This window comes from Caldimicrobium thiodismutans, from assembly GCF_001548275.1.
Classification (GTDB): domain Bacteria; phylum Desulfobacterota; class Thermodesulfobacteria; order Thermodesulfobacteriales; family Thermodesulfobacteriaceae; genus Caldimicrobium; species Caldimicrobium thiodismutans.
This window is the reverse complement of the sequence record NZ_AP014945.1, coordinates 762,696-777,178: the sequence shown is the minus strand read 5'-3', so window position 1 is coordinate 777,178 and position 14,483 is coordinate 762,696. Positions and strand designations below refer to the sequence as shown.

The window sequence follows — 14,483 nt, the reverse complement described above, 5'->3', positions numbered from 1 at the left end:
ATGGAAAAAATTTAGTGAATTAACTTTTGATGATGAGCTCTTTACCCGAACGATGGATGGAAAAATAGAAATACATAAACCAATTAGAATTTTTGAATACGATTGGGATGGGGAATTAATAAGAATTAATCATAAATCTTTTGATTTATTAGTTACACCTAATCATAGAATGTTTGTTAAAAGATGGAATGGAAAAAAATGGATTTATAAATTTGTAGAAGCTAAGGATTTTGATCCAAACAGGGATAGGATTCCCAAACAAAGTATATGGGAGGGAGAAGAAAGGGAATATTTTATCTTACCTCCTGTTCAAATAATGTCTGGTTCAGGACCAGAAACAAAATTTTCTGACTCTGAAATTGAAGAAATTAGAAATTTGAAAAAAGAAGGAAAAACGATTTATCAAATAGCAAGTGAATTTAATTGCAATCCAGTAACTATTTATAATATATGCACTAAGGAGAATTATGGTAATAGAGAAAGAGTATATGAAGCTCCACCTCTAAAAATAAAAATGGATGATTGGTTAAAACTTTTGGGAATTTGGTTATCAGAAGGGTCAACAGATAATGAAAATATTGCTCCTTCCCACGGATATAGAGTTACAATAACTCAAAAAAATGAGAAGATAAGAAAAGAAATTAAAGAATTATTAAATTCTTTACCTTTTAACTATTATGAAGAAGGACCAAATTTTGTAATTTGTAATAAACAACTATGGAGTTATTTACGCAAATTTAGAAATACATATACAAAATTTATTCCAAAAGAAATAAAAAACTTAAGTAAGAGACAACTAAAAATACTTTTTGATTGGATGGTAAAAGGAGATGGATATATAAGAAAATCAACTGGACAAATAATATACTGGACAGCATCTGATAAATTAGCTGAAGATTTTCAAGAAATAGTGCTTAAAATAGGATATATTTCAACCATTAAGAAGATTAAAAAAACATTAAAGATAAAAGGAAAACAAGTTCATTCGAATGGGGTCTGGGAAATAAGTATACAAAAGTCTAAAGATTATAGATTTAGAAAACATAATATCAGAAAGGAATATTATAAAGGGAAAGTATATTGTGTAGAAGTTCCTAATCATATAATCATGGTTAGAAGAAATGGGAAATCAACATGGTGCGGAAATAGCATCGGGGTTGTTACTATTAATCTTCCAAGGATAGGTTATCTCTCAACCTGTGAGGAGGAATTCTTTGAAAGGCTTGAAAGGCTCATGGAACTTGCAAAGATTTCCCTTGAAATCAAGAGAAAAGTGATAGAGGATTTTACTGAGAAGGGGCTATATCCCTATTCTAAGGTTTATCTCCAAGGTGTGAAAGAGGCAAGGGGACAATACTGGGCCAATCATTTTTCAACCATTGGAATTGTGGGAATGAATGAGTGCACCCTGAACTTTCTTGGAGAACCCATTTATACCAAGGCTGGAAAGGAATTTGCATTAAAGGTCTTAAAATTCATGCGGGAAAAAATCTCTGACTATCAAGAAACCACAGGCAATCTCTATAATCTTGAGGCAACTCCTGCAGAGGGGACAAGTTATCGGCTTGCCCGCATAGATAAGAAAAAATTTCCAAGAATAAAGACTCAGGGAACACCTGAAGTCCCCTACTATACCAATTCTGTTCATCTTCCTGTTTATTACAGCGATGACATTTTTGAGATACTCACCCATCAAGATGAATTGCAGATTATGTTTACAGGGGGCACAGTGGTGCACCTCTTTGTGGGAGAGGAGATTACTGATAGAGTGGTGGTGAAAGAGCTTGTAAAAGCCATCGTAAATCGCTTTAGACTTCCCTATTTTTCAATTACTCCCACCTTTTCTGTCTGCCCGGTGCATGGTTATATACCGGGAAAGCATGAAATTTGTCCTTTCCCACATACAGAAGAAGAATTGAATCGGTTTGGCACTGAAATTGTAATTCCTGCAAGTTTAATTAATAAATTATCAGAAGGGGCTGTAAAAATTTCAGAATAGACTAAACTACAAAAAAGGAGGTGAGAGGAGTTGAAGGAAAAAGTCAAAGTTAAGGCAGTTCCTTGTGAGGTCTACTCCAGGGTTGTTGGGTATTTCAGGCCTGTTGCTAACTGGAATCAGGGGAAACAGGTAGAATTTGCTGAGAGAAAGACTGTGAACCTTGAGAAGGCTGTAGTTCGCACTTGTGGGTGTGGAGCTTAAGGGAAGTAGGAAAAAGGTTGGCAGAGGGGTTTGTGATTTTTGCGGAGAGGAAATGCCCCTCTGCTACACCTGTCGTAAATGTGGATTTACCATCTGTCAGAGATGCCTTGAGGAAAATCCAAAGAGGTTTCTCTGTGCCAGTGCTGTAGCCTGGATATGTCCCAATTGCAGTAACTGGGAGACCTTCTAAAAAATTCAATAGTAATTAAGTGGAAAAAATTAGAATCAATTTTCTTTATTTGTAAATCATAATGCAACTATGAGCTCTATGGAAAATAAGAGATATATTTACTTGAATAAAGGAGTAGCTTTACATGGTGATTATGTTCTATATGTTCCTTTAGCAAGTCATAGAGTTAGTTACAATTTTACTTTAAAAAAGGCAATTGAAGAGGCAACAAGTTTTAAAAAACCTCTCTTAATCCTATATCCCCTCTATAAAAATTTTGTTACTTCAACTCAGTCACACATTATTTTTCTTTTTGAAGGACTCTTAGATTTTGAAAGAGATCTGAAAAGATATAATCTGGAACTGATAGTAAAAGTAGGAGATCCTTTTTCAGTGGTTTCTGCGGCTTCAAAGCGAGCAGTTTTGATTGTTACAGATTTTCCTTATCTTAAAGGAGAAAGGTTTTTTATTGAAAGAATAGCCAAAATAACTCAAAAACCTATGATTCTTGTTGAGGGCAATGTTCTTGTTCCAGTGACTTTTATCTCCCAAAAAGAAGAGCTTTATGCCAGAAATTTAAGGCCAAAAATTCTCAAAAACTGGATAAATTTTTTTGAGGATTTTACCCTTCCTGAGGCTCCTTTTGGTTCCTATGAAATGGATGAAGAATGTCTTAATATAGAAGAGCTTTTGAAAAAAGAGCATAAATTATTGGAATTATGTAGAGATCTGGAAGTAGATTTAAGGGTTCCACCAGTCAGAGAGCATTTTCAAGGTGGTTATTCTGAGGCTATAAAAAAGCTTGAGGTATTTGTGAGGGAAAAACTACCCTATTACAGAGAATTAAGAAGTGAACCTGGGTATGAGTGTGAAAGTAATCTTAGTCCCTATTTGAGATACGGGCAAATAAGCCCCATTGAAATTTTAAAAAAAATTTTTGAAGTCAGGTTAATGACTGATGATAATGTTAAAAGTTTCTTTAATGAGCTTGTTGTGTGGAGAGAACTTGCGAGAAATTTTTGCCTTTACAATGATAATTATGATTCTTTTTCTGGTCTTCCAGAATGGGCAAGAAAAACCCTTATTAGTCATATGAAAGATCCAAGAGAGAAAAAATATACTCTAACGGAATTAGAAAAAGCTGAAGTTGATAATATATACTGGAGGGCCTCTCAAATTGAACTTTTAAGAAAGGGAAAGATCCACAATTATATGCGAATGTATTGGTGTAAAAGGCTTCTTTTTTGGACAGATACACCTGAAAATGCCTTTAAGATTGCATTATATCTTAACAATAAATATGCCCTGGATGGAGAGGATCCTAATACCTATCTTGGAGTTGCATGGTGTTTTGGAGCATTTGATCATCCCTTCACGGAAAGAGAGATTCTGGGAAAAGTAAGGCCTTTTTCAGAATTTGCTTTAAAGAGAAAAAAATCTCTCTCCCTTTATCTTAAAAAATGGCTATCCTCCTAAATGAATTTAGATCTTATGAATTTCTCTAAAAGCCTTAGCACCACTTTTGCTGGAAAGGATACTTTCATTGATATCTTCAAAATAGAAAGAGAGTTTTCCAAACTCTTTGGGTTCAATTTTTGATACTTTACTTAAATTTATTAAAAAGGATTTGTGTATTCTGAAGAAACCATGTTTTTTCAGTTTCATTTCAAGTTCTCCAATACTTGCTATACATTTATAAAAACCCTCCTTTGTGCGCACAAGACTATGTTTGAGATCAGCTTTTATGTAATATATTTGATTAATACTTAAACTTTGCAAATTAAATTTTTTATCTAAAACAAGGATTCTTTTATGCAATTTTATAAGGCTTTTAATTCTATTTATAACTTTTCCAAGATCTTCGAGTGTATAGGGTTTTATTAGATAGCCTATGGCACCACTTTGATAGGCTCCAAGGGCGTATTCTTCATAAGCAGTTTGTATTATAACGATTAAATCTTCTCTGAGGTTAAGAAATTCTCTGGCAAGTTCAAGCCCATCTTTTCCAGGCATTTTTATATCAAGAAAGACAATATCAATATCTGGATGGTTCTGAAGGATTTTTTTGGCTTGATAGGCGTTTTCAGCCTTTAGAATTTCTTCAAATCCAAGTTTATTAAGAAGTCTTTCAAGTCTTTCCAGGGCAAGGTGCTCGTCATCTGCTATTAAAATTTTTAAATCACTCATGATGAAATTGTAAGGGAAGTTCTATAATAAAGCTAACAGGATTATACGATTCAATTTTAAAGGTTCCACCATAGAGTTGAATTCTTTTTTCAAGAGTTTTTAGACCTATTTTTTTCTCAAACTCTTTTATAGGTAGCCCATCATTAATAAGAGTTAGAGAAAGTTTTTTATGCACCCTTTTGCATATAAGTTTAATATTTAACTCTCTTTGTCCATCATATCCATGATGTATAGCATTTTCCACAAGAACCTGTAGACTGAGTTTAGGAAGTAGGGCCTTTTTTAAAGCATCTTCCTTGATTTCCTCTGAAAATTTTATTCTGCCTCTTTTTCTTAAATTTTCAAGGTGAATATATTTTCTTATAATATCTAATTCATCTTCAAGGGTAATAAGGGGCTTCATTTTGATTATTTCTCTCAGAAATTTTGTAAGAGCAATTAGATAATTTTCAGCTTGATGAGGATCTTTATGGATTAATTCAATAATGTTATTGAGGGTATTGACAAGAAAGTGAGATTCAATAACTTTGCTTGTGCTTTGAATTTGGGAGGATAGCAAAAATTTTTCTATTTCATCCTTTTTCTTTCCCATTCTTACAAAGAGAAAGACTAAAAGTCCTGTAAGATAATTAAGAACTCCGATGATAGTTGCAACTTTTATTGGATAGGATTTTATAGTTTGGGGAATCGGTAAATTGAGGGTGTCAACTACTACAAAGCTTGTTAAAAAACCTAAAAAACCAGCAAGAAAGGAGGCCATGGCTGAAAGGATCCACCAGGCAATTGAATTTTTAATTCTTGTGAGAAGATAATAATTGTTGATTGTTACAAATCCAAAGGAAAATAATCCAAGTATTAATCCAAGAATTATTCCAATTTTAATCCCAATCAAGATGTCATCCTGGAGTAAAAAATATATTAAACATGAATTTAGACCAGAAAAAGCCACTGAAAGAAAGAGAATGAATAGCCAGTCTTTAATAGAAATTTTGAGTTCTAAATTTCTCATTTTTAGTTTAACTTCTTAAATGTTCATATAAATTTAATATACCTACTGAGATTCCCAACCACCCCTGATATGCAAAAGAGTGTTCTCCTACAAGAAATAAACCTTTAAAAGGAGTGATATTTCCGGGAATTTTAAAAGGATGGTTTTCCATTTTAAAGGGGATTCCACCAAGATGGATTTTGTTTAAATATTTTTTAAAAGTAAGGGGAGTAGCATAAAAAACCTCTGTAAAGTTTTCTTCTCTTTCTCCAAAAGTTTCACAAAGATAGTTAATAAATTGTTTTTTTAAATTTTCGCAAAAATTTTTAGATGAGTAAAAATCTCTCAATTTGGAAATTGGAACATGCGTGGATAAAGTGAAAGTTCTTATATTACTGTGATTAAGGAAGGAGAGAAAAAGATATCCTGAAAAGTAGTTATTTTTCATAGTCTCAGGTAGAATAATTAAATGAGAGGGAGAAGGATCAATGGTTGATCCCATATATTTTCCATAACATACAAAGGCTGAATATGGTGATAAAAGACTACGATATTTATTGAAATATTTTAGAAAATCATTATCTTCAAAGATTTCAAGGTTTTCCAGAAAGGGAAAAGCAAGAATGATCTCATCTGCATGGTAGGTTTCATTTTGAGTTTTAATTAAGAAAGAATTTTTAATTTTTTTGATTTTTAAGACCTTTTCATTTAAAAAAAAGTTTGTGGGTAAGGCTATAGCCTCGATAAATTTTCCAGTTCCCCCATTAGCTTTACCCACCCCGGTATAGGAATACCCTATGGCAAGGAGCAGTCCAAGGGCAGAGGTCTCTTTGAGTGAGGTTTGAATGGTAATCATAACTTGTGCCTCAAGAAAATAGTAAAATTCATCAGATATTTCTTGTCCATATAATTCCCTAATAAGAGCTGAAGCTGGTTTATAAAAATAAGGAGCAATCTTTAGGTATATGGGCATATTTTTTAAAATTGTTTTAGTTTTTGTTAAAATATTGTTATTGTTTAAATAAAAATTTGATTTTAAAAGAGTATTTGTAATCTGATAGGAGAGATTTAGAAATTTTTTGTGGCCTTTGAGTGTAGGGAAAGCTCTTTGCCACTCCTCAAGGTCCTCATCAGGGCTCATGAATCGAGCTATAGTCTTACCATTGTTATGAATTAAGATAGGGGGATTGATTAGATGAACTTCAGCTAACTCAAGGGGAGAATTATTGACAAGATCAAGGAGACGTTTAAGGGGAAAATCGGGTATAAGGGAAGGAATGGTTGTTGCCCCTATATTGTATTTTAGGTGGTTTCTTTCAAAGGTTCCAGCACAACCGCCAAGCCTTGGCCCAGCCTCTATAAGAATAACCTCCCTTTCAAGCAATTCCATTATCCTCGCTGAGAGAACACCAGCTATTCCACCGCCTATCACCATACATTTTTTCATTACCTCTAACCTCCCTTTTCTGCCCAGACTATATAAAGAGGGTCTGAAAGAGAGGTTAAATAGGCCCATTTATCCTCTTTTGGACGGGGAAATCCTCTAAGACTATAAGTTCTAAGATTTGTAAAACCCTGAACCTGATTGAAAAGCTCAAGCACATAGCCCATTCTTTCAAAATCCTGAAGATCTATCCAGAGTTTTATAACCTTGGGCGGAAAATATCTATTGGAAAAACTAAAGAAAATCTGACCTTTAGGTTTAAGAATACGATTTATCTCTTTAAGAACTTGTATTGGATGGATTAAATATTCAATCGAGAGATCACATACAACTGCATCAAACTCCTCATTTTGAAAAGGTAAAAGGGGATCAGCGTTTATGTCCTTTATCACAAAATCTTTAAGCTTGGGATTTGCTTTCAGTTCCTCTTTATTTAATCCAAGTCCAATTACTTCAAAATCTCCTTCAGATAAATGGGATTCAAAGCTACTCATTAGATCAAGAATTTTCTTTCCTTTTAAATGAGTAGAATAAAAATTTATTAGATTATTATGAGAACATCTATCAATATGAGGTAAAAATCGGGGTTCCCTGTAGAATTCAGTATCTGGTGTTTCATCAAATCGTGTAAAGCTCTCTTTCTCATCAAGACCAAAATCTGTCACTATTCTATCGTATCTTGCTTGCATGCCAGGACCAATCCTGAAAGCTAATTCCCAATAATCTCTGCATCGTCCACCAAGTTCAGAGGATTTGGGTTGAACTTCAAGGATGGTCATAATAAATTTTAAATTTTCAAAAATACCAAGAGGGTGATTGGCATCAAGTTTGAATTCTTCCCTTGCATCATCAACAAAGATTATTCTCCCTGGATAGGGATTACCTTCATAGATTCCCGGAAGCTCCCTAAAAAAGCCTAAAGGATAAAATCTACCTAAGCGAAGTTTTGGATCAACCAGTTTCCTTGGGGGCTTAAACTGATATTTTTTTACATCATAAACACAGGCATCTTTATAGTTGAAAAAATCTTTGCCAGAGACTTCAAGTGTAGCTTTTGCCCCAGGTTCTCCATCTTTGACAAGTTCTTTAAAGGGGGATGGAAGTAAATCAGCTTCTCGCCAGACATTGATGTCACAAAAGTAAATATCTTGATGTCTTGCAAGAGGAGATTCAAATTGAACTTCTAAAAGGGCTAATACTTTAGCTTTTTCATTCCTGAAATTCATTTTTTTTTACCTCCCTCTTTGAAATTGATCCCAATTAAAATAATAGTTATATAAAAAAAAATCTGGTGACTATTTTTTCCACATTATTCTGAGCTAACGCTCTAATTTTGAAATAAAAATATGTAGATATAACTTTTAAAAATTTTAGAATTTTTTAGACATTAAGTATTTCGATAAATCTGTAGTTATAAAAAGAGCAAGGGCAAAGGGGAATAAAATCAACCAGATGTGAAGGGGTAGGGCATAGGTTGAGAAGATCTTTTGCCCTAAGGGATGATAGACAATAAAGAGCTGAAGAAAAACCTCAAAAAGAATCCCTATCAAAAGAAAGGGATTTGAAAATAGACCAATTTTCAAAACAGGAGTCCTAAAGGTTCTGCAGGCCATTACATTTCCAATTTGAGTGAGAACAATTCCTGTTAGGCAGGCTGTGGTTGCCTGTTGATAAAGGAGATTGGTAGGCTCAAGCAAGGTTCCCAAGCTCCATCCCCCAGTATATAAAACATAAAAATATCCGAATAAACCAGCTATGACCTCAAAGGGGGCAAGAAGGAGACACACTCTCAAGATTAAAAGAAGACTGAAGAGTTTTTCCTTTGGACTTCTTGGTGGTTTTTTCATTTCCTCACCAGTTGGTTTTTCTATGCCAAGGGCAAGCCCGGGTAAAATGTCAGTTCCAAGGTCAATGGCAAGAATTTGCATGATGGTCAAGGGAAGGGGCAATCGATAAAAGGCATAAAGTATATAAGGCACAAGTTCAGCAACATTAGAGGTTAAAAAATAGGCCAAAAATTTTTTAATATTTTCGTAAACTCCTCTCCCTTCTTCAATGGCACTGACAATGGTTGCAAAATTGTCATCTAAGAGAATAATGGAACTTACCTCTTTGGCTACCTCAGTTCCGCTTCCCATGGCAATTCCAATGTCTGCTTTTTTAATAGCAGGAGCATCGTTAACCCCATCTCCAGTTACCGCGACCCTTTCTCCCAGTTCCTGAAGAAGAGTAACAATGCGAAGTTTATCCTTTGGAGACATACGAGTAAAAAGGATTTCTTTTGCCTTTAATTTTTCCTTTAACTCTTCATCAGTCATTTTATGAAATTCTTCGCCTTCAATGATTACAGGATTTGATGCAAGACCTATTTCTCTTGAAATGGCAAGGGCTGTTTTTGAGGCATCTCCTGTGACAAGAATAATCCTTATTCCTGCTTCCTTGCATTTTCTTATGGCTTCTTTGACCTCCGGTCGAGGGGGATCCTCAAGTCCTATTAATCCCACAAAGGTCATATCCTTTTCAGGTTCGGCTTCGGAGAAAGCCAGAGCTAACACGCGGAGCCCTTTTTCCATAAGGGATTCGTAATTTTTCAAAATCTCTTCCCTCAACTTTTCATCTAACTTAACCTTTTTTCCAGAGATCAAAGCATGGGTGCAGAGAGGTAAGATTCCTTCTGTTGCTCCCTTGGTTAAAAAAAGGAGGCCTTCATCAAGTTTGTTTTGAGTGGTCATTCTCTTGCGAATGGGGTCAAAAGGAATTTCTGAAAGACGCTCAGAGGGTGTCTCCTTTAAATAAGTTTTAGCAAATTTGTAAAGAGCAACTTCTGTGGGATCTCCCTTTAATTCTCCTTCCATTTCTTTAGTATTGTTACAGAGCAGGGCAATTTTTAAGAACATAGGGAAGGCTTTTTCATCAAAAATCCAGAGGTCCCTGACTTCCATTTTATTCTGGGTTAAGGTTCCTGTTTTATCCGTGCAAATAACAGACACGCTTCCCAATCCTTCAACAGCGGTGAGCACTTTAACCAGGGCTTTCCTTTTAAGCATCCGCTGACTTACCATGGCTAAGGAAAGGGTAACAGTAGGCAGAAGACCTTCTGGAACAAGGGCTACAATTACTCCGATGGCAAAGGTAAAATTTTCCCAAAAACTCTTTTCAAGAAAATGACCTATGAGAAAAAAAATAAGACCTATAGAGGTTGCAAAAAGGGCAATAAGACGAGAGGTTTTGGAAATTTCTTTTTGGAGAGGCGTTTTTTCGATCTTTACAGTCTCGGTAAGACGGGCAATTCTACCAAATTCAGTCTGAGAGCCTGTGGCAAAGACAACAGCTTTTCCCCATCCTGAAAGAACTGTTGAGCCTGCAAAGGCTATATTGGGGCTTTGAAAGAGCTCCCCCTTAAAGGGCTCAGTAATTAGAAAAAGGGGATTGGCTTCTCCTGTTAAATGGGATTTATCAAGGCTTAAAGCATAAGCCTCAATAACTCTTGCATCTGCAGGAACCTTATCTCCCTCATAAAGAAGAAGGAGATCACCTGGCACTATTTCTCTTACGGAGATTTCTCTTTCTTTTCCATCTCTTATCACTCTGATATAGGAGGGTAAAAGCTCCTTTAATTTTTCTAAGGACTTTTCTGCTTTGTATTCCTGAAAAAAGGCAAAGATAGCATTGATGAGAATAACGGTGAGAATAGCAAAGCCAAGATGGCGCATGCCCTCACCAGGCTGAAGATAATCAGCAAGAAAGGCCAAAAAAGCCCCTATCCAGAGGATAAGAGCTAAAAAATGAGTGAACTGAGATATGAACTTTTTTAAAAGAACATACTTACGGGTCTCCTTAATTTCATTATAACCGAACTGAATAAGCCTTCTTCTGGCCTCTTCTTCACTTAGTCCTTCTGAAGTTGTTCTTAAAACCCTGAAAACTTCTTCAGAAGAAAGCTCGTTAATCCGCACTTAAATTCCCGGCTTAAAAATTATAAGGTTACAGGGGCTCTTTCCTATCAAATTTTTAACAAATCTCCTTTTCTTTATCTGCCAGAATGGAAGACTTTCTACTGGAAAAATAATAAAATCTATTCTTTTAGAAAGAATTTTAAAAATAAGTTTTTTAAGTGATAAAACCATCCAAGCTTCCCACTCATGAGGAGAAGGCTGTTTTTTTAGAAATTCTCTTAATGCACTAAATTTTTTATCTTTGCCAATAGAGATGATATATACCCTTTTATGGGGATAGGTTTTTAAAAGGGCTTTTAAAAAATTCTCGTAATTTTTAAGGGCTTTAAAATTTTCTTCTAAAATAATCAAGATTCTTTTAGGAGAGAGTCTACCAAGATGGACAAATTTTACCAGAGCAAGGTTTGTGGGTAGTTTCAAGCTCTTTTTCAGATCTCTAAGTGGAAGAAAGGCAAGCTCAATTTTTTCCTTTTTAAGAATTTCGGTAAGATCTTTCAGCCCCACTTCTTTTTTGAAATGGGCCTCTACTTTTAAATTTCTTTCCTCAGCTTTGACAAGAAGTCCATTTAAAAAGGTTTCAGCCTTAGCCAATTCTTCCTCTTTTTCATAGGTGACAAGAAAATAAAGGGAGGCTTTTAAATTTTGGGCTAAATCCAGAGCAAGAAAAGCGGTAAGATCTTCAGGAGTAAACCCTTTGATTTCCGCTAAGATTTTTTTAAACACCTTTTAATCTTGAGAGGAAAACTTAAAAAGGTCCTGCAGGTAATCTTTAAGAGAGATTTCCGATCCCTTTAAGCCAAGTTTTTCACGGATCTTTTTTCTATAAAAATCAACGGCATCCTTCCCCAGGTTAAGAAGCTTTGCAATTTCCTCAGAGGTTTTACCTTCTTTAACCAGAAGGGCAATCTGAGCCTCCTTGGTGGTTAATACTGCAAGGGGATTCAGAGAAGAAAGGGTCTCCTTTTCAAATTCCTTTATTTTATTTAGAATTTCAAGTCTCATCTTTTCAAGCTCAGGCTCAAGCTTATCTTGAAGAAGATTTAAAAAGGGGTAAAGAACTGCCGAAAGGAAAGAGAGCCATCCAGAGGGAGGTGAAGAGGGCCTTTTTTCCTCTTCGAAGGTTTCAAGAAGGGGAAGAAAAACCTCACCTTTTGGTAATTCCTGATGAAGGAGCACAAAGACCCTGGGTTTACCTTTTAAGGGAAAGAAAAGAAAAAGATACTTTTTTAAAGCCTTTGAATTGTCATCTGTAAGCTTATAAGTAAGAGAAAAAAAGGGAATTTTCTTTTTAATAACCAGAAGGATCCCATTTTTTACCTTTTCAGCAAATTCCCTTTCTTCTCCTTCTGCCTTTTCGCAAAGATTGATATAATTGTATCCTACACAATCTGGTCTGACGAGAAGCCCCTTTCGCATAGCTTCTTTTTGCCAGAAAGCATTAGTTGCAAGAATGTTTCCCTTTTCATCAAGAATAGCCAGATATCCAGGGAAGTCTTCAAAAATTCGGTAGTAGATTTCAGGATTAAGGGAAGGTTTTTTCATGGCGTGAGCTTACCAGCGCATAAGAATTCCTGCAAAGGTAAAGCCTCCTCCAAAGGAGACCATAAGTAGGAGATCTCCTCTTTTTAATCGTCCTTCTTTTTCTGCCTCGTAAAGGGCAATAGGGATGCTTGCTGCAGAGGTATTTCCATATTTATGAATATTTACAAAGACCCTTTCAGGAGGTAATTCAAGGCGTTCTCGCAGGTATTCTATGATTCTCAGATTGGCTTGATGGGGGATAACTAAGGAGAGGTCAGATGCTGAAAGTCCGTTTCTTTCTAAGAGTTCAAGGGCAATCTTTTCCATCATTCTTACTGCGATCTTAAAGACCTCTCTTCCCTGCATTTTGATATAATACTCCTCTTTGGGAAGCCTTTCATCAAAGGGGAAATAAGCAGATCCTCCCCCTTTCAGGGTTAAGAGAGGCCAGTTAGAGCCATCAGCACCAAGGATAAAATCGAGAACTCCGCTTTCTTCCTGAGAGGCTCCCACAACCACGGCCCCAGCTCCATCACCAAAAAGCACACAGGTTGATCTATCTTCCCAATTAGTCTTTCTTGAGAGGGCTTCAGCTCCAATCACAAGCACTTTCCAGGTGGGATTGTTTTTTACAAATTGATCTGCCAGACTCAGGGCATAGAGAAAGCCTGAACAGGTAGCAGAAAGATCAAAGGCTCCGGCGTTTATAGCTCCAAGCTCTTTTTGAACCAAAATGGAAAGACTGGGCATAAGAAAGTCAGGAGTAAGGGTTGCACAGATTATGAGATTTAGTTCCTCAGGTGTTAAGAAGGCTTTGTTTAGAGCCTCTCGAGCAGCTTGAACAGCATAAGTGCTTATAACTTCTCCCTCTCTGAGGATATGCCTTTCTTTAATGCCTGTGCGCTCTATAATCCACCGATCACTGGTTTCAACCATTTTCTCAAGCTCAGCATTAGTGAGGATCTTTGGAGGAACAGCCATACCGCAGGCTATAATGTTAGAACGAAGCTTAGTCTCCAATTTTTTCCTCCTCAAGGGCATTTTCAAGAATAGCCTTTTCTAATTTTTCTGAAAGATTAATTTTAGAAAAATGCAAGGCCTGTCTAATCGCATTTTTTATCGCATAGGGATCAGATTTTCCATGGGCAATAATTACATTTCCCTTCACTCCAAGGAGGGGAGCTCCACCATATTCACGCCAATCAGTTTTTTTCTTAAAGGCCTGTAGGGCCCCTTTAGAAAGATACATGCCAAAAAGATAAAGATAGGATTTTTTGACCTCGTTTTTGAGCATCTCAAGGATGGTTTCAGCAAGACCTTCAGAAAGTTTTAGACAGATATTGCCAATAAAACCATCACAAACAACTATATCTACATCTCCCTTAAAGATGGCCTTACCCTCAATATTTCCGTAATAGTTAAGGTGAGAGGTTTTAAAGAGGTTATGGGTCTCTTTGACTAATTGATTGCCCTTACCTGTCTCTTCACCAATGGAGAGGAGGGCAACTTTGGGAGATTTTCTTCCCCAGATGGTTTCTAAAAAAAGGCTTGCCATAAGGCCGAATTGATAGAGATCATAGGCCTTGGAATCTACATTGGCTCCTGCATCAATCAATACCATGGGGTCTTTAAGGGTGGGTAGCATGGTGGCAATCGCAGGCCTTCTTACCTTAGTTAGTCTTCCAAGAATAAATATACTTCCTGCTACAACTGCCCCAGAATTTCCAGCGGATACAAAAGCTTGGGCTTTTCCCTCTTTGAGAATGGAGAGGCCTTTAAATATGGTAGCCCCCTTTTTTTTCTTGAGAGCTTCCCCTGGAGCTTCATCCATTCTGATCCACTCTTCGGTATAGACAAACTCAACCCTGTCTGAGGTTGGAAAATTTTTCAGAACATCCTTGGGGCCAGTAAGGATTAAGGAAAGATCTGCAAAGGCAGAGAGAGCTAACTTTGCACCTTTAAGAATAGCATCGGGGGCATAATCGCCCCCCATTACATCAAGAACTATGCGATACATT

General features: G+C 36.1%; 11 protein-coding genes and 2 pseudogenes. 4 read left to right on the top strand and 9 right to left on the bottom strand.

The features are described from left to right. Nucleotides 1–52 precede the first annotated feature (52 nt). From THC_RS09765 to THC_RS03810, 4 genes and pseudogenes are all read left to right on the top strand, one after another. Nucleotides 53–943: pseudogene (locus THC_RS09765) on the top strand (LAGLIDADG family homing endonuclease); the annotation flags it as partial. A gap of 204 nt (nt 944–1,147) precedes the next feature. Then, nucleotides 1,148–2,200, top strand: a pseudogene (nrdD, locus tag THC_RS09760) (anaerobic ribonucleoside-triphosphate reductase); the annotation flags it as partial. 52 nt (nt 2,201–2,252) lie between these two features. Continuing rightward, the gene (locus tag THC_RS03815) at nt 2,253–2,390 is read left to right on the top strand and encodes a hypothetical protein (RefSeq protein ID WP_231938376.1); all 138 of its coding nucleotides are present in this window, start codon (nt 2,253–2,255) and stop codon (nt 2,388–2,390) included. 78 nt (nt 2,391–2,468) lie between these two features. Then, nucleotides 2,469–3,845: a deoxyribodipyrimidine photo-lyase gene (locus tag THC_RS03810; protein WP_068513584.1), complete on the top strand. Its 1,377-nt coding sequence runs from the start codon at nt 2,469–2,471 to the stop codon at nt 3,843–3,845. A 6-nt stretch (nt 3,846–3,851) separates the two neighbouring features. On the opposite strand, the gene THC_RS03805 is transcribed toward THC_RS03810, so the two are convergent. The 9 genes from THC_RS03805 to plsX all read right to left on the bottom strand — a co-directional run bounded on the left by THC_RS03805 (nt 3,852) and on the right by plsX (nt 14,482). Beyond that, nucleotides 3,852–4,556 (bottom strand): LytR/AlgR family response regulator transcription factor, encoded by a 705-nt coding sequence (locus THC_RS03805; RefSeq protein WP_068513581.1) that lies wholly within the window; start codon nt 4,554–4,556, stop codon nt 3,852–3,854. Beyond that, a complete protein-coding gene (locus tag THC_RS03800) occupies nt 4,549–5,565 on the bottom strand; it encodes a sensor histidine kinase (RefSeq protein WP_068513577.1) in 1,017 nt (338 codons plus the stop codon). Before THC_RS03800 ends, THC_RS03805 begins: the two co-directional genes overlap by 8 nt. Before the next feature lie 7 nt (nt 5,566–5,572). Beyond that, nucleotides 5,573–6,991 carry a phytoene desaturase family protein gene (locus THC_RS03795; protein ID WP_068513574.1) on the bottom strand — a complete coding sequence of 473 codons (1,419 nt, stop codon included), beginning with the start codon at nt 6,989–6,991 and terminating at the stop codon, nt 5,573–5,575. 5 nt (nt 6,992–6,996) lie between these two features. Continuing rightward, nucleotides 6,997–8,214 (bottom strand): class I SAM-dependent methyltransferase, encoded by a 1,218-nt coding sequence (locus tag THC_RS03790; protein WP_068513571.1) that lies wholly within the window; start codon nt 8,212–8,214, stop codon nt 6,997–6,999. 144 nt (nt 8,215–8,358) lie between these two features. Then, a complete protein-coding gene (locus tag THC_RS03785) occupies nt 8,359–10,944 on the bottom strand; it encodes a cation-translocating P-type ATPase (RefSeq protein ID WP_068513567.1) in 2,586 nt (861 codons plus the stop codon). Further along, on the bottom strand, nt 10,945–11,667 hold the full coding sequence (locus THC_RS03780) for a hypothetical protein (RefSeq protein ID WP_068513564.1): 723 nt from the start codon (nt 11,665–11,667) through the stop codon (nt 10,945–10,947). A gap of 3 nt (nt 11,668–11,670) precedes the next feature. Continuing rightward, a complete protein-coding gene (locus THC_RS03775; protein ID WP_068513562.1) occupies nt 11,671–12,486 on the bottom strand; it encodes a helix-turn-helix transcriptional regulator in 816 nt (271 codons plus the stop codon). 9 nt (nt 12,487–12,495) lie between these two features. Then, nucleotides 12,496–13,485 (bottom strand): beta-ketoacyl-ACP synthase III, encoded by a 990-nt coding sequence (locus THC_RS03770; RefSeq protein WP_269447038.1) that lies wholly within the window; start codon nt 13,483–13,485, stop codon nt 12,496–12,498. Continuing rightward, the gene (gene plsX / locus THC_RS03765) at nt 13,475–14,482 is read right to left on the bottom strand and encodes a phosphate acyltransferase PlsX (protein WP_068513559.1); all 1,008 of its coding nucleotides are present in this window, start codon (nt 14,480–14,482) and stop codon (nt 13,475–13,477) included. The genes THC_RS03770 and plsX overlap by 11 nt, the downstream gene beginning before the upstream one ends. Nucleotide 14,483 lies beyond the last annotated feature (1 nt).

Excerpts from the sequence above, each read along its gene's own strand:
- THC_RS03815 (WP_231938376.1), top strand. The coding sequence starts at position 2,253 with ATGCCCCTCTGCTACACCTGTCGTAAATGTGGATTTACCATCTGTCAG.
- THC_RS03810 (WP_068513584.1), top strand. The coding sequence starts at position 2,469 with ATGGAAAATAAGAGATATATTTACTTGAATAAAGGAGTAGCTTTACAT.
- THC_RS03805 (WP_068513581.1), bottom strand. The coding sequence starts at position 4,556 with ATGAGTGATTTAAAAATTTTAATAGCAGATGACGAGCACCTTGCCCTG.
- THC_RS03800 (WP_068513577.1), bottom strand. The coding sequence starts at position 5,565 with ATGAGAAATTTAGAACTCAAAATTTCTATTAAAGACTGGCTATTCATT.
- THC_RS03795 (WP_068513574.1), bottom strand. The coding sequence starts at position 6,991 with ATGAAAAAATGTATGGTGATAGGCGGTGGAATAGCTGGTGTTCTCTCA.
- THC_RS03790 (WP_068513571.1), bottom strand. The coding sequence starts at position 8,214 with ATGAATTTCAGGAATGAAAAAGCTAAAGTATTAGCCCTTTTAGAAGTT.
- THC_RS03775 (WP_068513562.1), bottom strand. The coding sequence starts at position 12,486 with ATGAAAAAACCTTCCCTTAATCCTGAAATCTACTACCGAATTTTTGAA.
- plsX (WP_068513559.1), bottom strand. The coding sequence starts at position 14,482 with ATGTATCGCATAGTTCTTGATGTAATGGGGGGCGATTATGCCCCCGAT.